Raw genomic sequence first — 21,664 nt, forward strand, 5'->3', positions numbered from 1 at the left:
ACAGGTGGTTCCACGGATGCCCCGGCTGGAAGTGGCGAGCATCATGAACGAACTGGGCACCGCTCAGCAACCCCCACAACACCAGGGAGCATCCCAATGGCACTCAAAGCAGCTGAAACTGTCCGGCGGCTCGGCGCGATCGGATTCTGGGGAGGAATCGCGGGCGCGCTGTCTGCGGTCGTGGTGAGCGTTTATCCGCCAGTGGTTGTCCCGGAGCACTTCAGCTACCCGTTCAACGCAACCGGATTCACCATCGCGCAGGTGTTCTTTGCAGTGCAACACGTCACGATGGTCGCAGCGATCGTAGCGCTGCTGCGGACCCCCGCTGTCGGATCATCACGGCTTGCGCGTGCAGGCCTTTTCATCGGAATCATCGGTCTTGCTTCGCTGTCTCTCCTGGAGCTGGCTGCCATCACGGCCGCGCACTCCGTTTCCGGGGACCCGCTGTACAGCCTGATCCAATCGCTCTTTGCGATCCCGACGATGCTCACAGGGATCGGACTGGTCCTGGGCGGCATCGGTGTCCTTCGGGCTCGTGCATGGAGGGGTGCGAAGCAGTTCCTGCCGCTGGTATTGGGGATCTACGTCTTCGTGCCGCTGATTCCGGCCATCATGGGGCCCCACGTCGCCGGCCGGATTGGCATCGGCATCTGGGTGCTGCTCTTTGGTCTCCTCGGCTGGATCCTCTGGCGCGGTGATCGGGGCGTCGCCCGACTAGATGCGGTAAGTGCAGACACGGTGGGGCAGTCGTGAGACTGGCCCTGATCGGTGCCATCCGCGGGTTGGCGTACTTCGATCCGGGTCACCCGTTTGCTGCCGTGGCACATCTCTTGGCTGATGCACTAAACCAGGTGTTCGCCGGCGTCGCAGCAGCAACGGGGTCCGAGTACGTCGATGTCACGGCTACCTTCGCCGGGCGCGGAGTCGGTTCCGCTGACCCATGGATCAACTTCATCCCAGACAACCCGCTAGATCCTGCGAATTTCCATCCAACCACCACGTTGGTTGTTTGAACGGGTCTACCTGGTCCAAGTTCTCCTGCTCACCCAGCACGGCACGGCGCCTTCGTTTTCAGCTGGCGTTGCCGATGACCTCCCGGTCACCTATGGAGCTGAGCTGGACGTAGCCGATCAAGGTGACGTACTGCATGCTGCCCGGTTCGCTGTCGATGCTGCCCGGTTCGCTGTCGCTTGTGCCGGTCACCGTGATCTGGATGGAGGAGTCGCTTTCGGTGACTCTGACTTTTCTGGGATGACTGCAGCCGGTGCTGGACGCCGAGAGGTAGATTCGGTTCTCCTAAGGGTCCACCTTGATCAGCTACCAGGGCACGGTCGGGGCGGGGTGTGTTGTCTGGTCAATGATGAGTTCGCTGTACTGCGGCGTGATTGTTTCGATGGGCAGCACTGGCTTGTCTATTGGTGGGTTGGAACCAAGGGCAGGGTCCGCTTGCCCTGCACAGGCAGTCAACGCAGCCGCCAACACGACGAGGGAGGCAGTTCCGAGCCGAAAGCGGCGCTCGACATCGGTACTCATCGTTCACCTCACTATGAAGACGATCGGCGGTGTCGTAACCGGGCTGCCACAGGGGTTGAACGGGTCGTCCTTCGTCCATTCCAGGTCGTTCACCTGCTCGGCCAGCACGGAGCCGTCGTCGGCGAGGGCCCGCAGGGTGACCCGGTCCGGTGTGCCGTTGCGCGTCGCCGCCGGGTAGAAGGCCCATTTGCCGGCGTCGCGCTTGTAGCTGAGGAAGGGCGCGTCCGGGTAGGTGGGCGGTGGAATGCTTGGCCCGGCCGCGGGGGAGAAGCCCCCGTTGGGCAGCGGTACCCAGTGCTCGGAAACGATGACCGACGGGGCAGGCCCAGCGGTGGGTTCAGGCGCAGAACAACCTTCGTCCGTACACAGCTGGACCTCATTGACTGCCTTCGTGTCCCCCTCCATGATCACCTCGATGGTGCTGACGTATCCGATGGCAGGACAGGCAGTGCTGCAGCCAGAGGCAGGCAGCGTGACCAGCGCAGCGATTCCCAGGATCCCCCAACCCGTCTTCATGGCTCGAGTCTACGACCGCCCTGGGTCGGCCACACATACGATGAACCGGTGACCGAGGGCGGCAGCCTAAGCAAGCAGAGTGCATCATCGGCGTGAGAGACGGGACAAGCTGGGCCTTAGTTGATCCGTTCTTCCAGCTTTCGGGCCAGCTCCAGGCCTCTCGGTTCCGGATCTCCATCGCTGCGCGGATTCACTCGGGCGTCCACCTCATCCCAGCGATGCAGCTGGCCGGCGACGAATCGCCACGAATCGACCGGCTGTTCGACGGTGAGGTGCTCTTCGTAAGGCGGCCAGCCGCCCCAGCCTTGCTCGGCCTTCGGGACGGCGGGAGGCCATCCATCCGGCCTCACGGACCGCATGCCCGTGCTCCGCTGTGAGCCGCCGGGCATCATTTCGCCTCCAGCTTCGCTAGCCGTTCGGCGATCCCGCTCCCATTCCGATACTGCTTCGGGCAGTGTGCCAGCCACCTTTTCAGGACCGCGATCTCCTCATCCTTCTGGCCGAGCTTCCGGTGCACGATGGCGGCCTGCTCCGTGTACCAGGGCGCCGGCATGTCACCCTTAGCGTCCCCTTCAGCGGCCTCGATGGCTTTGTAGCAAAGGACCAGAGCTTCTTCCAGCCGGACTTCGCGTTTCAACTGCTTGATTGGCTCGACGAGCTCCAGGTAGTGGGCGCCGTCAACTATGCCCCGTTTGAACTGTTGTGCGCGTTCACCGCCACCCTGCACCGCTTCCCGGACCATAGTGGACTTCTCTGTGTGGGAGCTGTTGATTCGTTCCCGCGAGGTCAGCGCAGGCGGGTTCTCTCGGGTGTGGGCCCATTCCGGCTCGCCGTCGCCCAGCCACACGTAAGCCTTGGCAAGCATCTTTTGCTCACGCAGGACGTGCAGCTGGTAGCTGACGGATGCGCTTGCACCGGCCGGCAGTGGGAGGTCCTTGGCAGCATAAGACGGGAGGCATCCGACCTTCTCACCATCCACGAGGACGGCCACGGCCTGCGGATCCACTGGGTTCTCGGGCTCCCGCTGCAGCTGTGCCTGACCCTCGTAATAGCCGCGCTCACCGAGGCCTTTTCGGTCGGTCAGGGCGGCGACGGCGTCCTTGGCAAAGGTCGTGGTCCCGGCCACTTCCAGACATTGGTTCAGGTGCATCGAGATGGTGAGCACTGCGTGAGGCTGGTCGTCAGTGTGCTCCTCTGGATGCACCGCCGGTGTGAACGCATTCCCGCCGATCGTCTTTCGCAGCCAACTGCCAAGTCCCACTGGAGTCCCCCTCATAGTCCTGAGCGGCTTCGACCCGCCGGTGCTGACTCTACCAATCAGGGATTAGCTAGCGCGGCCGCTCTTTCGGTCCAGTAACGGGGATGCTCTTGCAGCATCGGGTTCAGACGCCGGACGAACATCACAGGGTGCTGCGCCGAGCCTAGACGATCGCCCCATCGCCGAGCTGCAGCCTGGGAAAGCGGCGGGGAACCCGTGTGGCCCAGTAGGTGATCATCAGTCCCGCAGTGGCGGCCCCGCCCGCGTACATCCACGGCGCAGCCCACGCTCCTTCCGGGGTGGGAATCGCTACGGCCACCACGACGGCGGTCGCAGCGAGGAGGATTTCCATCCCCGCCTGCAGGCGCCTCGCCCTGTATTCGGGGTAGGAAAGCCGGATCAGTGGGATGGCTGGCAACAGGAACACAGTGAAGCTGAAGATCACCCAGATCATGTTGAACGTAAAGATCGCCATGCCCAGCACCAGAAGCCCCAGGAACGTCAGGACCCGACCCACAGGGAGCCGGTTCCCCGGCGTCCACCGGCTCAGCAGCAGACCCCATGCCGGGAGCCCGAGCAGCCAGCCGCCGCCCCAGAGTCCGACGTTTAAGAGCGCCAGAGGGACGAGCAGGGCGCCGGGAAGCAGGAACGCCACGGCCTGACGCAGCGACGGCAGCTTGCCCACCGGGCCGAAGATGCAGGCGCCGATCAGCAGGTAGGCGGCCGTGTACCAGGGCAGCAGCTCGATCACAGGCACCTGGGTCAGACCGAACACCAGGAGCGTCAGAGCGGGAACCATAACGCACACCGAGGCGAACGTCCACGGTCGGCGGGCGGGCTGCTGCTGCTGCATTAGGGCAACGCAGGAAGGACATCGTGTGACCACTCTTTGAGCACGTCGTTCAGCTCCTCGTTGGGGCTGCTGACGCAATACGGCGTGTGGTCCGGGTTCAACACTGCCAGGTTCACCGGGACAGCGAACAGTCCCCAGGGTTCGATCCTGTTGGCCAGATAGCCGGTGAGTTCTCAGCAATATCAGGGAGGCCCGGTTTCTGGACTATGGGACTGCTTTACGCAAACCCCGTCCCTAGACGGCTGTCTTTCCTGCCAGCCAATCTTGGTCCGTTACTACGTTGATGGCTGGAACACGTGTTCAGTGAGAGTGCGGTTATTCACTGGCCACACCGAACGGCGACCCCTCAGTCGGGATCGCGCAGGGACTGTAGATCCTGCTCACCGAACGCGGGGTCGGAGAGCAACCGCTGGACGAAGTCGACGGCAGGGTGCCCGCGCAACGACGAGACCGGCGAGTCCGAATAGAGGTCACCGTGTTCGGCCGTCAACGCTTCAAGATCCTTCACGACGGCGGCAAACTCGTCGCGCGATATATAGAACACGGTGCCCGGCACCGCATCCGGCCCGTCGCGCCAGACCGGGATCTGCAGCGGCTCAGCCGTCCCAGCGCGGTCTGCGTCCGGTGTGACGGCCCGGTCCGCGAACAGCACCGCCTCCAGCCGCGCCTCATCGGAGCTGCCGATGGAATCGAGATCGGCTGGTAAGTTGGCGCGGTTCAACGCGCTCGAGCGGGGCCCGCGCTCGGGCACGAAGGTGATCGTGACCGTGTTATTGAGAGTGACATCGAAGATGCCGTCGTAGAACCTCGCGACCGCGGGATCCTCGTCCCAGCCGCGCGGACGAACCCGGATCGGGTAGTCACTGCGGGGACTGATCTGCATCGCCGGCTCCTCCTTACTTCTCATTCAGTAGCTTGCGCCGGATGTCGGCGACCCGGCCTTCGAACTCGGGGATGTCGGGGAACCGTTCCTTCGCCCATTGGGTGATGCTGCTCTTCTCGCCACCGCGGGTAGCGTCCAAGTATCGACGACGCCAGCCCTTGTCCGAGATGCTGCCGTCGATGCCCTCCAGATGTTCGCGCATGACCGACGACGAGGTCCCGCGTTTCTCCAGCCACACCAGCTCCTGCAACCGATTATGATACTCCATGATCGCATTCTGACGCGTGTTCAATACGCCGCCCTGATTGGGGGCTTTCCTCATCCCACGGCTGTCCTCGATCCTGATCTCTGTGGGTGGTGGGCCATCCGGGAACCTGGCCGGGTCAGTCACCTGCCGCACATGACCCACCTCGTGCTCGAAGTCCAGGTGTCGCATGTCCGTACGCACATGCACTTCTTTCTCCACCCGCAGGACCGAGCCGTCGGAGCCCACTACTCGCCTGATCACCACGTGCGGGTCACCAGTAGTTCTCACAATAGTGAACCCGCGTTCCTGAAGCGCCGCGACCTCGGTGCCGTAGTTTGGGTGCTCATCCATCCTGACCGTGCCCGCCCGTATGGTTTCGGGGGTCGGGTCGGAGCCGGTCTTGGCGCCAGCGCTGGCTTTATTCCTCGTGGAACCGGCTTTGCCTGATTCGCGGTCAATCGCTCCGGACTCGCGGGGCGGCAGCATGCTCGCAGGCGGAGAGATTGTTTCGGCAGTCGTTTTCATTTTCTGCCGGTCCGTCAGCCAGCGGGCGAGTTGGCTCTGTCCGACCTTGCCGGCGAACTTGGTCTTGGCGAGGGCATCGCCGCCCTTCTTCATAAGGTACGCGGCCAGGGCTACCAACAGGGCGCTTACCAGGATTCCCAGGGCATCGGCCAGCGTCTTGCCTGCCGTGTCAAGCTGCTTGGCGTCGCCGTTGGCGTTCCAGACCTGGCTGACGAAGCTGCCGAGCTGCCCGACCAGGCTACCGGCCATGCTCAGGATCGCCTCGATCAGCATCGCCAGGCCGTAGTACTCGAGGATCAGCAAGCCTATCTCGAAGCCAATTTCGGCGCCCGGTACTGCGCCCACTCCGCCGAATAGCGCACCGATCAGGGCGCCTACCGCTGTGCTCACGGCCAGGATCTTGGCTGCGTCAATCGCGAAGTCGATCAGGCCGGTGAGAAGCCCCATCGCGGTTTCGCCGGCGTGCCGGGAGACGGCCCCGGGAACGTACTTGACTGTCGCCGAGCAGGCGGTGCCGAAGTCCTGGATCTTCTGTTCGATCTTCTTGACGATCCTCGCTACTTCTCCCGTTACTGTACCGCTGCCCACGTCCATGGCCACCGCCACGCCGAAGCTGGGTATCCACAGGTCGTACCCGGCCTTCAGCGAAGTGTCCGAGGCATCGCGCCCACCGATCACCCAGTTGCCGATGTCGTCGAGCCAGTCGGTGTTGACGATGAAAGCGTCGCCCTTGTTCACCGACCTGATCGCATTGATGAAGTGGTTGATGTTTTGGTCGGCCGTGCTTTCATTGCCCTGGATGCCGTACTGCTCCTTGACCAACCCCCAAAACGTCTGTCCGCTGCGGATCCGGATCATGCTCATCCCCGGGTCGCGGGCAACCAGGTCGGTCGGTGCGAAGTGCACTCTATGGGCGGAGAGGAACCCAACCGCCGCAGCCGGTGTAGTCACCTTCTGCCAACCTGGATGTATCGCCTCATCCTCGAGCACGTGCACACGGGCGCCGAAGGGCAACTGGGCCAGCGAGTTCGACGCCTGGTCCGGGCCGGCGCGCAGGTTGAGCCCCTCTTCTCGGACGAAAGCGACGCGATTGCCGGCCGAGGGCGGCGCGGATGGCACTGGGGGCGACGGCAACGTCACGCTGGCCGCCGGTGCCGGACTTCCCGGCGCCCGCTGCACGGCCCGCTCTCCGGTTGAAGGTGCTTGTGAGACCAACCGCCTGGTCGCGGTGTTGCCGACAATGCTTTGCAGCCGCAGCACCGTGGCTTTCGTTGCCGGAGCTGTTGGGGAGACGGCGCCGTTGAACGCAGCAGGCTGGTCCGCTTGTTTAGTCGGTGAGCCGACACCGCTTGGGAGGGGACGCCGTTGTGCCCTTGCATGGGCCGGCCCCCGGCTGTCATTCATTGTCCGATGATTGCACGCATCCGTAACCGTTTATTGCCCGAAGGACCCGGGCTGAGGGCATCACCGACGGACCCTTTACACCGAGTATTTTCAACTGGAACCCCAAGTTGGCCCTCCCACCAGCACAGGGACTTCCGCGGGAAAGAGTAACGCCTGATTCGGGGACCGGTACGGTCGTAACGTAGGCGGACATGACAGGGCCGTCGGTGTTTTAATGCCCTTGCCTCAACGCCTGTCGCTGGAGATCACAGCGTATGCGAGACAACTAGATCCCGACATGTGCTTGAGCAAAGTCGGGAAGCCCGGAATTCAGGGCGATGAGAATGTCGAGGCTTTCGACCTCCCGTACTTCCCCCACTACGAGGCGGTCGGGCCGCATCCGGAGGCTTCCTTGACCAAGCGCCGCAGCGGGATTTCACCCTCTCCTTCCAGGTTGGGCTGCCTGCACTGCAGCCCGACGACGTCGCGCAGCGGAAACTGGAGCTCAAAGATTTCCTCAACCGTGATCACGCGCTCGCGGCTGCCGATGCTGGCCGCCAGGCAGTTGAGCATTGTGGTCTTGCCCGCCTGGGTGGCTCCGGATACCAGGATGTTGAGCCCGCTGGCCACCGCGGCTCCGAGAAACCGTGCCGACTGGGGAGTCAGGGTGCCCAGCTCTACGAGGTGTTCCAGGCGGCTGGCCTTGACGGCGAACTTGCGGATGTTGATGGCCCAAATGGCGCCTGGTGACGTCCGGTATGACCACATGGAGCCGTGACCCGTCGGGCAGCGCGGCATCCACGAAAGGCGAGGACATGTCCAGGCGCCGGCAGGAACTTTTCAGCATGCGCTCCACCAGGTCGCGGACCTGCTGGTCAGTGAGGCTGAGCGACGTCAGTTCGGACTCCCCGTTCCAGCCCACATAGATCTCAGTGGGGAAAACGATTCGATATAGGTTTCTTCCCACAACAAGGAAACCCCGCCAGACGCGATGACTGGCGGGGTTTCCTGGTGACATTCAACGTGTCGATTGGACGGTCGGGTCCGCCTGAGTAGGCGGGTGCTCGTGCCGGGGAAAGACGGGTACTGAGTACTGATGTCTTGTCTCCGCCCGTCGCTTAGGTTCGTGCTATGGGTGGAGACGAAGAGGATCAAGGAAGCGCCAACATCCCTGTGGATGTTGTGATGGGCTGTCGAGGGATGCTGCTGCCAGCGGCAATGTTCGGCTTCAAGAATGGTGTGGCGTGGGTGGCTGATGACGTGTTCGTGACTCGTTTTACTGGCGGGATCCTGCTGGCCGAGCGATGGGATGGGCGGAGTGTGAGGTCTGCCGTTCTCCGTCCAGACAGTGAGGGTTTCCTCCGCGCACTGTGGGTGGCGCTCAACGAAATTGCAGTGAACGGGGCGCCCGAATAGGCACTGTAGAAGGGAACAGTGCCCTCTAATGGGCCTCACCCTTGACCGACGCGGAAGCCGTTAGCGCAGGGTGCCTCTTTAACGGAGCAACCCCCGCACATGGGGGGACACGCGGGGGTTGCCACCTACAAGGTTACTACTGGGACGTAGGTGAGTCATCCAACTTCATAAGCCTGGGGGCAGGTTACGTGCCGTTTACTTGCATGGCATATGCTCCCTTTACTGTTGCCGGAACGGCCCATTGGGGGATCTACGGCGACGGTAGGTGGTCCGCTCCGAAATAAATGGGGGACGGAGCGGGGCACCGCTGGGCAGATGCAGGTTTTCGGGTAGGAAGCCTGGCAGGCGTTCCACTGGATGGAGCGGAGCGCGGGCTGGCACTGGTGGTATTCGATGATGTCCCACTCTGACGCGGTGAGGCGGCGAACGCTGCTCGAGGGGATCCATACTTACCGCCGCCGGCCAGAGGCCGCCCCCTAAGCTCGACGTGGCTCACGAACCTGTAACCATGAGAGCCTTCCGCTGACAGTCCTCCATCCTTCCGAGAATCGGTTTCGCCCAGCTCATATTTTGGCCCCTCATACCAGCTGTACGCGTGAGCTGACTGGATCTACTCTGATTGGAGGTAATTGAGACTGTGAAACGGGGCGTGGACGTGGATCCAGTGACTTTGGGCGTAGTGGCCGCCACGCTGGTGGCCAAGTACTTCGAAAAGTTTGCCGAGAAGGCCGGCGAGGAAACGGCAACGAGAGGTGCCGATTCCCTCGAAAAGCTGGTTCGCTGGCTCAGGAGCCGGTTCTCAGAAGTTGGAACCGGCGCGGCAACGGTCCTTGAAGACGTGGCGCGCGTTTCGGACAGCGCGAAACTTCAACAGTCACTAGCCGAGGCGATTAAGCAGCATGCCGACGCGGACTCGACGTTCAAGGTGGAACTCGAAGCCCTTGTCGAAGATGCTAAGAGAGCTGGGGTAGCTATTCCATCCGTCACACAAAGCGCAGTGGGCGACAGAAACGTGCAGGCGGCTAATACAGAACACTCGAACATCACAGTCAGCCAGGGCGGTCCTGCATATCCACCTTCTCCGCCACGTCAAAACATAAAGGATTTCTGAGGCGGATGGAGCCGCACGCGGCTCAGTGGGCGGACGGTAACCAGAACGTACAAATCAGCAACGTCTCCGGGTCCACAATCCAAATCACCTTCAATGAGCGATCGTGGCACGTCCCATTGGAACCGGCGACCGTCCCCGTTGGGCTGCACATATCGTCTCCTGCCCGTCTAGTGTTGGCCCGTTCCGGTGTTCTTCCCTATATCGACCGCGGCGGGCATTTGGCCGCCTTGTCGGCGTGGGTCGGCACACCTGATCCCTTCGCGGTCTGCGTCATCGGGGGCCGAGGCGGGAGCGGAAAACTCGTTTGGGCGTCGAACTCTCCGAAAGAACGGCAGCCCAAGCTGGCTGGCTTTCCGGGCTATTGCAGCGCAGCGCCGACCCGTCGGGCCTCAAGGATCTGGCGGACACGCCCAACCCTAGGCTTATTGTCATCGACTACGCAGAGACCCGCATCGAGCAGCTCGAAGCAGTGCTGCCGGCCCTCCAGCGGAAGGCCCGAACCGATTACCCTGTACGAGTGCTGCTGCTGGTCCGTAAATCGCCCGAAAAGAGTGGCGACTGGATAAGTGTGCTGCGCAGCGGGGACGATTGGCTCGAGTCTGTGCTCGACGATGCCACTGCTCGGGTCCTCGATGAGACCGTGCCGACGCTCGGAGAACGCGCCATCCTATTCGACGCCGCGGTCAAGGCGTTCGCTGCAAGGGCGGATTCCTCCATTGCTTCGATTGAAGGTATGGCACCGGATCTGTCCGGAGAGACGTTTGCCAATCCCTTGCTCATCGTCACCGCCGCGTATCTTTCCGTTTACAACCGCCACGACGACCTTCCCTCCACTCGTGCAGGACTTTTTGAGGGACTTATCCGGCACGAAGACCGATATTGGGCCAGCCTCGCTAACGGACTACACATCTCGCCGGTTCTTCGACGCCGCCTCGTCGCCTTGGCCACACTAGCCGGAGCGGGAGCAGGGGCGGAGTCCGACGCCGAGGCGGAAGACGAAGCGGCCCGTATGCTGCGCCACATTCCGGAACTGTCAGATGCCAGCGGGGAACGACGCTATGAACTCGCACGCTGGGCTCATGCTTTATACCCTGGACCCCATTGGTGGAACCCGCTCGAACCGGGCCCGCTCGGCGAATATCTGCTAAGCGGGGAGCTGGGCGGATACCCAAACATTCTCGAAGCCGTCCTGAACCGCGAGCATCCCGCTAGCCTCATACAGCCTTTGGACGCTTTCGCACGGGCAGCATCGTACGACAAGAAACTCGGAAATGCCCTCCGCCCTGTTCTCAGCACCAACCTTGCTCGGCTGTGTCGTACTGCTGCAGATCAAGTCGCTGCCGGGACTGATTTGGTCCTGATGCTGGCTGGCAGCACCGTGGCGGGGGCACTTGAGAGGGCAGTCTCAGTAATTGTCCCTGAGCCCGAAGTGCTGCCCCCCGCCCTGAAAGCCTTGCCGTCCCGGCCTGATGTCATCCTCAACGGTCTCGCTCTGACACTCACTAGCCAAATCGCTGACGCAGTCCGGGACCTCGCGCAGGCGGACAGCGGATGGAGCCAGCAGGACCTCGCCCAGGCACTGAACAGTCTCACCACTCACCTCTCAAACGTGGGGCGCTTGGACGAGGCACTGGGCGCGTGCACCGAAGCCGTGGACCTCTACCGGGATCTGGCCAGGGCTGACGTCTCTGGGTTGCGCCCCGGACTAGCTAAGCCTTGATCCACCGATGGGCGGTCGGCCGGTGCCCGGGATCGATTTTCGGGTGCGGGACCGGAGTGCGGGCAGCGTGAAGCTGCCGGCCTCGCTGCCGGGGTGTTCCACTGTCTTTCGGTAGGGTTTGTCGTTGGGCGGCGGTCAGGCCGGTGCTTTGGCCGGCGGTTTCAGGGCCAGGGCGGACAGGTCGGTCCATGCGGTTTCCCAGGGCCAGCCTGCGGGGAGGTGGAGACGGATTTTACGGGCACTGGAAGCGATCCTGGCCGGGACGCTGATCAGTTTCCTGCGGATCGTTCCGGTCCGTGCCTTCGCCAGAGCGTTGCCTGCCGCGGTTGCTGCGGCGCGGGTGAGGTTGAACGCCATGACGGCCAGAACCAGCCAGGCCGCATTCGCGGTGAAAACACCTGAGGGCAGGTGCGCCAGAGCGCTGTCTTTGAGGTCGGCATTGACCTGCTCGATGACGGCGTGACCGCGGTGGGTTTTGTCCGCGGCGACGGTATCCATCGTGCCGGTGGTGAAGAACGCGTGGTGACGGTGGGTGTCAAACAGGGTTCTCTGGCCCGCGCCGGCCTGCGGATTCAGTTCCGGGATCCGGCGCACGACCAGGCGTCCGGTGACGCGTTCGGACTGTTTCCGGGAACTGAACGCGGTGAACTCGGTTTCGGCGACCTCAGCCGAGGAGATCCACCGCTTGGACGTCTCGTCGTAGACGGCATCTGTGTACTTGATCGGTGTCCATGCGTCTTGGGCGATGCCGGCGATGGCCTTCTTGACGGCCGGGTCCATGCGAACGGTGACGGATACGGCGGCGCCGGCCTTCGCCGCGGCGGCCACGGTGGAGTACCCGTAGAACGCCGAGTCCGCGCGCACCAGCACCGGGCCAGAGGGGCCGGCGCCGCGGACCCTCACCACGGTGGCCATGGCATCGGCGACCAGCCGTTTGGCGCCGCGGGGCGAGCCGGCGGAGCCCTTGCGCAGCCGCTGGGCGACGATCACCGGGGCCGAATCCGGGGTGGAAACAGTGGCCAGCAACGCGTTCAGGCCACGGACGCCGGAGTAGCCGTAACCGGAGCCCTGCTTGGCGTAGCCGTGGACCTCGATGATCGTGTCATCGACATCCACGAAGGTATATCCGCCCGCGCTGGTCGGAATCAGCGGGGCCCTGCCCGCCAGGTTCACCAGGAACCGGGAGGCGGTAGCGTCGAGCTGGCGCACGTGTCCGAAGGTGAAGGAACGCAGGAACGATCCCAGCGTTGAGGGCGCGTAGCAGGCCTTGAAAATCCTGCCCATGCCGCCGTGGCGCAGCAGGGCCATGTCATCGATGGAGTCCGCGCCGGCAACCATGCCGGCGACCAGCGAGGCGACTTTCAGCCCGGCATTTGCACCCTTGTCCGTGGGAACGGACAGCCATTCGTCGGCCAGGTCCCGCAGGCGCTCCAATCCAGGCCTACGAGGATCGATGGGACCTGCTCGGCACGCCGACGGACGAAGTGCCCGTGATGCTGCCGAAGCATTACCGCGCACTCGCCACGGACCCGAGAGTCGGCCTCCCTGAGCAGCACCCCTGGAAGCAGAAACTTCCGGAGTGGTAGGTTGCGGGCCCATTGTGGCAATGGTCAGACAGGCCGCTCGAACAGACCACGGTGGTCATCACACGGTGTTGACTTGGGACAACTCTGACGCCCGCGAGAAGGCTTCTCCTAGCAATTCCTTATTGGGCCTGCCCGTGACTGTGTCTGTCTTGTTGTAAGCAAGCGGACTCGGGTGGGGAGCGGTGACAACAGGCAGGCTCTTGAGCTCAAGAGATGCACTGAGCAGCAGCTGCGACCAGGCTGCCTGTGCTTGTTTGCCTAGAAGGAGAACCACCTTGGGACGGGACTCCAGCAAGTCCAGCAGCTCGGCCAGCAGGGGAGCGGCCCGGCGTGCTTCAGCAGCCAGCGTCCGTGGTGGAAAGGCTGGGTTTGCAACCCACCAGGGCACGACGTTCCAGTGGAGAGACCTGGAGTAGGGGAGACCGCCGGCTTCGGCTGCGACTATGGAGTTATGGGCCGTCCGAGCAAGAGGTGTCTGATCCCAGCGGAGCGGCCGTGATGGGTGCCCTAGAGGATGCCCTAGGGCAGAAGGCGGCTGGTGGTGAGCAGCCCATTCGCCGGCCCAGGGTTGTCACGGTAGCGGAGGTCTGGGGCCCGATGACTGTCTCGGCAAGCCAGGATGGCATTACGGACATCTTTGACGACGCTCTGAAGGTGCTGCGTTCTCTCCGGAGGGCGCACCATTTGGTCACTGAAAGACCTCTGCGGCTCGTCACCAGAAAGGGCCTCCCGGCTGCACTCCCCATCCTGCTATCCTCAGGCGAGATCTTCGCCAAACCATCCGTGCAAATCTTCATGGCGAATGTGGGCGAGAGCGATGCAAGTTATTTGCGCGGCCCTGATCTACCCCAGGATCAGCAACGAGCACTCGGCCGAGCGTTCAACGACTACTCACCCAACATTTTCACGGCATTTAGCGACATGCGACGTGAAGCGAATCTTGCTTATGGACGAGGTGAAAACCTCACGCAATTATCTTGGCGGGTGCAGCCGCCGAAGCGCTCCTGGTTGAGGTTATGCTCCTGATGATGTGGGAAGAGGACTTGAGCTGCGCGGCTGTCGCGAGAGTCTTGGACACGAAGGACACCGTCACAAAAAAGGTGACATCCCAATTCTCAGGTCGACTCGGAGGCCAGTGGAATCTTGACAGGCCGGGGCCGGTGCGAAACTGGCGAATCAACCTAGCGGATCTGCGTAACGCTGCCGTACACGGTGGATACATCCCTGATGACAAAAGATTCAATCGGCCTTCAGAGCATTGATCGAGTTTGAGGTGCACCTTGGCGACCGGCTTGTAGCCAATATGCGGCGTTACCCAGCGACCACTCAGATCTTCCTCGGTCCGCGGGGCCTCGATCGCCGCGGAAAGGCGAATGCATTCCGGGCTATCCTCAGGGCGGACGAGGCATACCTGCCTCCTGACCCCGGCATCTATTTCCGACGCTGGAACAAAGAAATTGACCGTATTAGAGTGGGGAGACTCATCGGAAATGCGGAGAACGCGGAGATCGTCCTCGTCTGCTATCCCAACGGCGTTCATCGTTGGTTCGTCCAGGACAACGACAGTGGGCTGGCTGCACAGATCCCGGAGCCAGCGCTGGAGCCGAGAATGGCGCAACAGGTTGCCAAGGTGAAGGCCCAGCCAGCAAACCATGCCTGTTTCCGCTCTCATTCAAGGTGTCACCTTTCCACCGACCATCCCGCTGAAGTGGCTTCCGGTGGGAGAAGTCAACCCCGTGCACCCATACAGGCGCTGGGAGGTCTGCCTGATCCCGCCCCCAGTGATCGAAACCGAGGGTGAGGATGCTTAGCGGCCAGACTGGCCCCTTGTGTTGCTCATCGCGAAATCGCCTTGTCAGGAGCGTTTTGAACCGGAGCCGATCTGGAGCAGAGGCGGGACAATCCCTGTTTCAAAGGCCTTTGCAACCGCCTGCTCTGACTCTCCATCCACGGTAAGCCCCACTGGGGCCTGGTTGGGCGAGTTGTAGACGCGCAGGTGAACCGGCCCGTCCGCATTCGTGTTCGCACAGACGGGGTCCGCTGACCGGCGGGCACCACCGAGTTTCCAGCGTCGGACCCGGTTGCTGTCGATGCCGCTGACTGTCCCCTGGCTGAGGGGGTCGCGGCGGGTGGACGCAAATCCGAACTGGTACTCAAGCTGTTCCATGTCCGCAGCGGCCGGGTCAATCAGCAGCTCATCCAGGCATCCGGGCGGCCACCGTCGATGCTCATGCCGAGTCGGTCAGCCAGGGATCGGCGGTCCGCTGCTGCCGCGGATCTTGCCTGACGTAACTGGGCATAGGAGGTTCCGGCATGCAGTAGCAGCGCCTGATAAGCGGCCAGGACGATGTCCCGGCCGGCGGCCGGCGGAACCACCGGACCCAGATGCCGCCAAGACCGATCATCCGGGTCGTAATCGAGAACCCAGATACCGTTGGCTTCACCCTTGGAGAAGACCAGCTCATCCCGCCCGTCGCCGTCCACATCCGCCGCGGTTACGGAGAACGCCGGCACTCGCCCGCCGGGCGTCCATTCCAGATCCGCTTCCAGGGGGTGTCCGGGGATAGGACTCAGGTGGCTCCATACCCCGGCAGCGTCACGGTCAAGGACCCATGCAGCGTTGCGGCGATTCGTCGTTCCGGAATGCGTCAGGACCACGAGTTCGTCCAGACCGTCACCATCCGGTCAACGACCGGCTCCGGATTGTCGGACGTTCCAGTGTCCTATCGGGCACGTCGTCCAAAGCGCTGGCCGCTCACCTGCACATCCCCCGCAAAGATCAGAGGACGTCGAAGGCGGCGACGCATGCCGGCAGTTCACGGCCCGTGTCGATTGTTGCCGCCTGGAGGTTGTCATGCGCATCCCATTTGGGTTCGTAGAATGCCCCGCCCGGCACGGTAGAACCCGGGGGCCGGCTCAGGAATCGTTCCTGTGATCGTCAGACAGGTGACCGTTGGCCTGGAGCGTCCCGTTAGCACTAACGGGCACGAGGCGATCTCTACCGTTCCCAACCAACAGGGTCACATCCCGCGCGTTCCGGCCAAAGATTGCGCGAGTTTTTCCCTTGGCTGCGCAGGGTTGCTCAAGGATTCCCCCGGTACCTTCCATCCAGCCTGCCGACTCTGTGATCATGATGGGGGACCGCGCGCTTCGTGCGGCTGCCTCAACAACGACCTGACATTGTTCTTTGGTACACCCGTGATCCCGGAGGAACTGTGAAAATCCCGACTGTACCTTGCTCGGCGTCATGCTGGTGGGTCTGGCTCGCGGCGGCCAAGGCGTCCCAGGTGCCCGTGGATCCGTCAACACTCCCATAGAGACCGGGCAGTTATTGACCGTCTGTGGTTACAGTATGTAAGAGAATATACGGGCGTCTAACATGGATGCGCGTAACAGAAAAACAGTTAGGAAATATTATGGCACTAAACTTTAGCAGCAACCAGCCCAAGCGTATTAACCAGCTTCTCACTCAGGAAGAGAAGTGCTTTCTTGATGATCTTCCACAGGAGGCTGTGAACGCATTCTATTCAGAAGTGGATGGTCAGGAAAACGGAAGTATTACCGGACTTACAAAAGAGGGCGTGACGACTATTACGCTAGAAAGCCCTGAGCGAGTACAGGCCGTAAAGCAGTACATCGACATGCTGATAGAACTTGGAGTCCGGGAACGTCCCGAGTGATTAGATATTCCGATGTATTCTTTATGCCTCTGATACCATAATTTCAGGATTAGTGGCTGTAGTCGTTTCACGTACCAGCAAAGCCAATACCTATAGCCCAATCCTTACCCTCGGGGTTATGCTAATCCCTTCGGATATTCTTATCGAAGCCACGATGCTAATAATGTTTATCGTTTCTGTGGTCTTTTAGCAGGAGACGCGCATATGCCGCTCTCCACAGGGTAATCGGCGCAGGATCTTATGATCAAAGCTGCTGACATAAACCAACGCCTGAGTTTATCTTTCTGGGGGTTTCTTTTGGCAACTGTGTTCCAAGAATCTGGTTCTACTTTTGGGGTTGGCAAGTGAACAGGAAGCCGCGGCCGGCCTTTAGGTTGGTTGTTGGACGAGCTATTCTCTGCGTCATCACAGGGGGATGGTCAGCGGCCATTTCTAGCAACTTTAACTTCATGACCGCGGTATCTCTCAACTTTTTGGTTTTACCTTCATCACTCTTTGTAGGTGGTGGGGCCCGGGCGTGCTTCCGCCAGTGTTCCCAGGCGGTGAGGAAAGTTCCCCGGAAACGTGACGAACCATCGGCACGCCCAAGAATCCTCATCCGATGAATCAGACACAGCCTTGCCGCCTGTCGCATACGACTCGGCACACCGCGCGGGCGAACACCGCGGGCATCAACTGACATTGCTCTTGACGCGGCTGCTAGTTCAAAGTTTTGACCAAACCCGCGCGATAACCGAGCCTTCTTGACGTGGGTTTCGGCAGCGTCCACCATGGCCGAGGGCGTGCTGGGCGAGAAGACCCGCAGGATGCTGAACTGGAAGTGCCGCCAAATAAGGACAAGCGGCGACTCAGCAGGCAGTGCAATTCTGCCACCGGTCCGCCTTCCGGTGGTCCATGCACCGCGCAGAAGGTGAGCCCCGTCGGTTATGTTCAGCTCAACGGCCCCGTCGGCTGGCGTCGAATTGTGGGAAACACCCCTTAGGAGGTCAGGCCGTTAATGCGTTCGAATTACGGACGGTTCGACGGCCACTGTTCCGAACGGGGGCGGTCCGGTATCTTCCGGCTAGTCTGTGAGCGTCCGCCCTTCGTGCCTTCCGGGGAACCCGCCACGGGGAGTACCGGGGTCGGTCAAGGTGAGCGTTGGAGTTTGCATGCCGATCGCAGAGTTGTGTTTACGAGCCGTGATTCTCAAGAAGGACAAACATGAAGGCCGCACGTATGAGGCACGCAACGCTCCGCTGCCGTTCGTTTGTTCCCCGTCGCGGTGACTCTCGCCCTAGGCGTAAACCTGGCTCTTAGCCAGGCGCGTGAGGCGGCAAGCTGAATGGCAGCCATGTAGTTGCGTGCGGTCTTATCGGATCTCATAGCGAGGCCCCGCCAGTTTTGAGCTGGTTGAATCCGCGCTCGACGACGATGTTGCGGTATTGACTTGCTGGCCGTGCTGCTACGCTCCAGATCATGGCCGACACGATGCAGATCACGAGTGCGGGGGAGCACTGGGTGTGCTCGGTGTTGTCTCGGTACGGCTGGGCCGTGACGCTCACCCCCGGCCCGGGACCGCGAGGACCGACATCCTCGCGGTCAAGACCGAAGGACAGCGGCCGTGCATCGAGGTGCAGGTCAAGACAAGCAGGATGGTCATCCGGACGAGTACTGCCACAAGGAAAGAAAACGGGTGCTGGCACCTCGGCGACAAAGACCAGTTGCCAGCGCTGTCGACGTACGAGTGGTACGCGCTGATCCTAGTCGATCGCGATCCGATGGCCAATGCGCCCCGGTCCTTCATCGTCCCGAGGGACCACGTGGCGGCGGCAGCATGGATCGGACACATGCATTGGCGCACCGACAAGAGCGTTCCTCCAGGGAGGCGCAATGCCCCAACGGATCAGGCCACTGTCTGGGTCGAGACATTCGAGGGTTACAGGGACAAATGGGAGCTGCTCGACATGCCGACGGACGAAGTGCCGGTGCTGCTCCCGGAGCACTACCAAGATTGGGCCGCTGAAGAGGGAGTAGGCCTGCCTCCGGAGCACCCGTGGACGATAAACATGCCTGAGTGGTGAACGAATCCACGTGAATCAACAGTGAGGCGGCCTCCGGGAGCCTCTTGAGGCTTTTTGCATCTGCGGTCGGCCGTAGACGGCGGCTGCTCGGCAGGATCGGCGCTGACACAGTTGGTGAAGACCATTTTCATCATCCGATTCAGGGCTCTGCGTCGGCCGGTATTGAAGCTGCCGTGCTCTGCAATTGTGCACGAAGGTCCCGGAGGCGACGCCCGTCCGCGACAGCCCAGAAATACCAGCCGTTCGTGGCCTTCTTGCGCAGGTGGTGACCAGCCGATGACGGGGCGGTGAAACGCTTGCCACCAAGCTCGATCGATCCGTCCGCCGTGACCAATGCTTCGACGCCCTTGAAGTCGCGGTGCGTGGCGATGAGCTTGTCGCCCGGGGCAAGGAGGCCAGCAGCAATCAGGTGCTTTAGCTGGACCCAATCTTCCGCCTTGGCCTGGGGGTCGACTACCTGACCTTTGTGTCCGTTGGGGACAGGCCACACCCTGAGAAGCGCTTCGACCAGGACCTCTGTCCGGTGGTCAATGAGCGATTCACGCCACGCCTCTCCTTCGGTGTCCGCGACCACGCGCCCGGTCAGACTGATTGTGTTGTGCTTGAGCATCGCGTCGCGTTTGGCCGACCACGGGCCGTTGGAGACCTTCGAATTCAGGGGGCCGGTCAGGAGCGTCAGGTTGCCGAGGCGGTGCACATGAGCTTGACGATCCTGCTGTTCCTCGGGAGTCTCAACCGGCCAGTTCTCCTGCCACATCTGAGGAAGGATGTGCTCGATCGGAAGCCCGGCTCGCACGACCTGGGCCTGCTTGGTTTCGGCGCGGTAGTGATTCTCGATCGCCTCAAGGAACATGCGCAGGCGAGGGCGCGGGTAGCGGCGGTAGGCGGGCTCATCCTTGAGCGCCACCCTGATCTCGTCGTCCCCAGGCCAATACGTGCTGGAGACATTGAGACGGGCGAGGTACCCGGTGACGCGCTCGACCAGTTCGCTGGCTTCGACATCGGAGTTGGCGTGGATGAGTTCGGCTACGATGCGGCCGAGATCGGAGCCCGTGAGACGAAGCAACTGCCGACGGATCACCCAGCTCTCCGCGGCACCGATCACGGCATCGATCACTTGCTGCGGACGATCCCTGCCGGGTTCGTACAGCCAGAGCATGAGCGGCTTGAGAAGTTCAATGCCGGCGGCATTCATGCGGTGGAACGCCATCTCTACAGCTCCGAGGTTTCCGTCAGGCCTCAGCGAAGCTTCAGTCCACATCTCATATAGCGCAGCTTGCTGCTTGATCACGGCGAGCAGGTCAACCATCTTGTGCCCGGATGTGAGCTCGACGTACGACTTGAATCTGGTGAACGTCGACTGCGGGCTGATCTCCTCACCTGTGCGAGAGATCAACCACTGGTTGAAGAAGAGCGAGCTTCGAGTCACGAAGTAGCGACCGACGCTGACCTCCTTCGTCCAGAACCTGGCCTCGAAGGGCCAGTCCTCGCGGTAGGCCTTCTTGGTGTCTCCGCCTTCAGCTTCAAGCCGCTGGAACACAAAGTTCCGGATCAGATCCGCCGCCGTCAGAGGAGTCCCGCGGGCGTTGAGCGTCTCGAAGATCTCCTGTGAGTTCTCCGAGGCCTTGAGCTCGATGGTAACGAGCTGCAGATCGTCGAGCAGGACGCGGGCGAGTTCTTTGGCCCTCGTCGCGAAGTCGTCTGTGCCAGGGTTCCCAAGCCATTGGGTGACAGCGGTGGTGAAATACCGATGTGCATGGACGATCCGCGACTCGTGGTGTTTGAGGTCAGAGTGGTCGACAGGTGGTTCGACCGTCATCACTTCGAGAAAGGCATCGTGATCATTGTTGAGGTGCCGAACCTTGAGCGGGCTTTCATCTTCCTCGATGAAGCTCTCGGAGTTGTGTGTCAGGCCTTCGAGCTGACTGGCATACTTCGAAAGCCCGGCCTGCGCAAAGATCGCGCACGTCGCGTCGGCAAGCAGCTGTAGGGTTGTCAGACGCTGCTGACCATCGATGACATTCCAAGTGGTAAGTCGTGCGCTCTCGGCTTCATGCGCCTGGAGCACGACTGCTCCCAGAAAGTGCTGTGGCGCGAGGTGCGGCTTACTGATGCGCAGCTCCGCAACCCGACGAATGTCTTTCCACAACGGCTCCCACTGCTCATCCTCCTTCCAGACGTAGGGCCGCTGGAACAGCGGAATCACGAAGTGCTGAGGCAAGTTGAACAGCTGAAGGGGCGTTCGCTTGAAAGTCTCCACGAAGGTAATCCTGCCGTAAGCGTCTGAAGATTGTGGTCAGTCATTCACCATCAGAGCCGCCGTGTCGACCGGCGCAGACGACCGAAGCAGTCATCGCTGAGCCGGACACCCGGTCGTTGTGCGGTCCTGGCGGCGCAGGAAGGACCTCGTGCCTATTCAAGTGCGATCGCTCTCGGCTGACTGCTACTTCTTCAGTGAGGGCACCGGGGGGAGATCTGAGCCGAAGTTTCTCCTAGCCAAAGGCCCTCAAACCCGGACAAGCGGCGACTCAGCAGCGTCGGAAATTCTGCCTTGGCAGTCCTTGAAGATCTGCTTAGCGTGTACCCACCTCCCTCTTTAACGGTATCTGGTACGAACTCTTTGGCAGAAAGGGCGGGTGTTGGCTACGCAGATTCACCTGTAGTTGAGAGGAAGTGCAGGTCAAGAGGCTTTTTTGGCCGTTGAGGCGCAGCTCGTACTCGACGAACCCGTCGCCGTCACGGTCGCCGTAGTCCCGGATCCAGTCCAGGGCGCGGTCCGCGTGGGGCAGGCACTGTCTACGGGTGCAGGCTTCACGCCGATAGAGCTGCTTCCCGGAGGGACGGCGCCGGCAACTCGCCTTTCAGACGCCTTTTCCATGAACCCTGCGAC

The 21,664-nt window shown here is 61.9% G+C and carries 19 protein-coding genes and 1 pseudogene; 7 read left to right on the plus strand and 13 right to left on the minus strand.

Features of this window, described 5'->3' with window-relative positions:
* The first annotated feature begins 96 nt into the window (after positions 1–96).
* Together J7I89_RS21355 and J7I89_RS21360 are read left to right on the plus strand one after the other, a co-directional pair.
* Entirely contained in the window at positions 97–753 is a 657-nt protein-coding gene (locus J7I89_RS21355) for a hypothetical protein (protein WP_214974481.1), read from the plus strand.
* Positions 750–1,013, plus strand: a complete 264-nt coding sequence (locus J7I89_RS21360) for a hypothetical protein (protein WP_214974483.1) — start codon at positions 750–752, stop codon at positions 1,011–1,013. The genes J7I89_RS21355 and J7I89_RS21360 overlap by 4 nt, the downstream gene beginning before the upstream one ends.
* 58 nt (positions 1,014–1,071) lie before the next feature.
* Here the strand turns inward: J7I89_RS21360 and J7I89_RS25675 are convergent, their stop codons facing one another.
* The 8 genes and pseudogenes from J7I89_RS25675 to J7I89_RS21395 form a co-directional block, all read right to left on the minus strand.
* Entirely contained in the window at positions 1,072–1,203 is a 132-nt protein-coding gene (locus J7I89_RS25675; RefSeq protein ID WP_285290253.1) for a hypothetical protein, read from the minus strand.
* A 333-nt stretch (positions 1,204–1,536) separates the two neighbouring features.
* Positions 1,537–2,049 carry a hypothetical protein gene (locus J7I89_RS21365; protein ID WP_214974485.1) on the minus strand — a complete coding sequence of 171 codons (513 nt, stop codon included), beginning with the start codon at positions 2,047–2,049 and terminating at the stop codon, positions 1,537–1,539.
* 116 nt (positions 2,050–2,165) lie between these two features.
* Complete coding sequence (locus J7I89_RS21370) at positions 2,166–2,399, minus strand: hypothetical protein (protein ID WP_214974487.1); 234 nt, start codon at positions 2,397–2,399, stop codon at positions 2,166–2,168.
* A gap of 38 nt (positions 2,400–2,437) precedes the next feature.
* A complete protein-coding gene (locus J7I89_RS21375) occupies positions 2,438–3,310 on the minus strand; it encodes a hypothetical protein (RefSeq protein WP_214974489.1) in 873 nt (290 codons plus the stop codon).
* 160 nt (positions 3,311–3,470) lie between these two features.
* Positions 3,471–4,160, minus strand: coding sequence for a hypothetical protein (locus J7I89_RS21380; RefSeq protein WP_214974491.1), 690 nt, complete (start codon positions 4,158–4,160; stop codon positions 3,471–3,473).
* 346 nt (positions 4,161–4,506) lie between these two features.
* Positions 4,507–5,043, minus strand: coding sequence for a hypothetical protein (locus J7I89_RS21385; RefSeq protein WP_214974493.1), 537 nt, complete (start codon positions 5,041–5,043; stop codon positions 4,507–4,509).
* A gap of 13 nt (positions 5,044–5,056) precedes the next feature.
* Entirely contained in the window at positions 5,057–7,219 is a 2,163-nt protein-coding gene (locus J7I89_RS21390) for an SH3 domain-containing protein (protein ID WP_214974495.1), read from the minus strand.
* 277 nt (positions 7,220–7,496) lie between these two features.
* Positions 7,497–8,135, minus strand: a pseudogene (locus J7I89_RS21395) (CpaF family protein); the annotation flags it as partial.
* Positions 8,136–8,329: 194 nt separating this feature from the next.
* Here J7I89_RS21395 and J7I89_RS21400 point away from each other — a divergent pair.
* From J7I89_RS21400 to J7I89_RS21410, 3 genes are all read left to right on the plus strand, one after another.
* Positions 8,330–8,614: a hypothetical protein gene (locus J7I89_RS21400; RefSeq protein ID WP_214974498.1), complete on the plus strand. Its 285-nt coding sequence runs from the start codon at positions 8,330–8,332 to the stop codon at positions 8,612–8,614.
* A gap of 619 nt (positions 8,615–9,233) precedes the next feature.
* The gene (locus J7I89_RS21405) at positions 9,234–9,725 is read left to right on the plus strand and encodes a hypothetical protein (protein ID WP_214974506.1); all 492 of its coding nucleotides are present in this window, start codon (positions 9,234–9,236) and stop codon (positions 9,723–9,725) included.
* Between the two features lie 304 nt (positions 9,726–10,029).
* Positions 10,030–11,445: a hypothetical protein gene (locus J7I89_RS21410; protein ID WP_214974511.1), complete on the plus strand. Its 1,416-nt coding sequence runs from the start codon at positions 10,030–10,032 to the stop codon at positions 11,443–11,445.
* A gap of 135 nt (positions 11,446–11,580) precedes the next feature.
* Here J7I89_RS21410 and J7I89_RS21415 read toward each other — a convergent pair whose 3' ends face one another.
* The 4 genes from J7I89_RS21415 to J7I89_RS21430 form a co-directional block, all read right to left on the minus strand.
* Positions 11,581–12,900 carry an IS1380 family transposase gene (locus J7I89_RS21415; RefSeq protein ID WP_214974721.1) on the minus strand — a complete coding sequence of 440 codons (1,320 nt, stop codon included), beginning with the start codon at positions 12,898–12,900 and terminating at the stop codon, positions 11,581–11,583.
* Positions 12,901–13,089: 189 nt separating this feature from the next.
* Entirely contained in the window at positions 13,090–13,476 is a 387-nt protein-coding gene (locus tag J7I89_RS26025) for a uracil-DNA glycosylase family protein (protein WP_374102036.1), read from the minus strand.
* A gap of 1,410 nt (positions 13,477–14,886) precedes the next feature.
* On the minus strand, positions 14,887–15,198 hold the full coding sequence (locus J7I89_RS21425) for a hypothetical protein (protein WP_214974515.1): 312 nt from the start codon (positions 15,196–15,198) through the stop codon (positions 14,887–14,889).
* Between the two features lie 20 nt (positions 15,199–15,218).
* Positions 15,219–15,689 (minus strand): hypothetical protein, encoded by a 471-nt coding sequence (locus J7I89_RS21430; protein ID WP_214974517.1) that lies wholly within the window; start codon positions 15,687–15,689, stop codon positions 15,219–15,221.
* A 758-nt stretch (positions 15,690–16,447) separates the two neighbouring features.
* On the opposite strand from J7I89_RS21430, the gene J7I89_RS21435 reads away from it, so the two are divergent.
* Together J7I89_RS21435 and J7I89_RS21440 are read left to right on the plus strand one after the other, a co-directional pair.
* Positions 16,448–16,711, plus strand: a complete 264-nt coding sequence (locus tag J7I89_RS21435) for a hypothetical protein (protein ID WP_214974519.1) — start codon at positions 16,448–16,450, stop codon at positions 16,709–16,711.
* Positions 16,712–18,213: 1,502 nt separating this feature from the next.
* Complete coding sequence (locus J7I89_RS21440) at positions 18,214–18,774, plus strand: hypothetical protein (protein WP_214974521.1); 561 nt, start codon at positions 18,214–18,216, stop codon at positions 18,772–18,774.
* A gap of 139 nt (positions 18,775–18,913) precedes the next feature.
* Here J7I89_RS21440 and J7I89_RS21445 read toward each other — a convergent pair whose 3' ends face one another.
* Positions 18,914–21,034 (minus strand): DUF262 domain-containing protein, encoded by a 2,121-nt coding sequence (locus J7I89_RS21445; protein ID WP_214974527.1) that lies wholly within the window; start codon positions 21,032–21,034, stop codon positions 18,914–18,916.
* Between the last annotated feature and the right edge of the window lie 630 nt (positions 21,035–21,664).

Source organism: Arthrobacter sp. ISL-5 (assembly GCF_018613835.1).
In the GTDB taxonomy this organism is placed as follows: Bacteria; Actinomycetota; Actinomycetes; order Actinomycetales; family Micrococcaceae; genus Arthrobacter.

Coding starts and splice junctions, on each gene's coding strand:
- J7I89_RS21355 (WP_214974481.1), top strand. CDS start 97: ATGGCACTCAAAGCAGCTGAAACTGTCCGGCGGCTCGGCGCGATCGGA.
- J7I89_RS21365 (WP_214974485.1), bottom strand. CDS start 2,049: ATGAAGACGGGTTGGGGGATCCTGGGAATCGCTGCGCTGGTCACGCTG.
- J7I89_RS21380 (WP_214974491.1), bottom strand. CDS start 4,160: ATGCAGCAGCAGCAGCCCGCCCGCCGACCGTGGACGTTCGCCTCGGTG.
- J7I89_RS21385 (WP_214974493.1), bottom strand. CDS start 5,043: ATGCAGATCAGTCCCCGCAGTGACTACCCGATCCGGGTTCGTCCGCGC.
- J7I89_RS21390 (WP_214974495.1), bottom strand. CDS start 7,219: ATGAATGACAGCCGGGGGCCGGCCCATGCAAGGGCACAACGGCGTCCC.
- J7I89_RS21400 (WP_214974498.1), top strand. CDS start 8,330: ATGGGTGGAGACGAAGAGGATCAAGGAAGCGCCAACATCCCTGTGGAT.
- J7I89_RS21425 (WP_214974515.1), bottom strand. CDS start 15,198: ATGGAACAGCTTGAGTACCAGTTCGGATTTGCGTCCACCCGCCGCGAC.
- J7I89_RS21435 (WP_214974519.1), top strand. CDS start 16,448: ATGGCACTAAACTTTAGCAGCAACCAGCCCAAGCGTATTAACCAGCTT.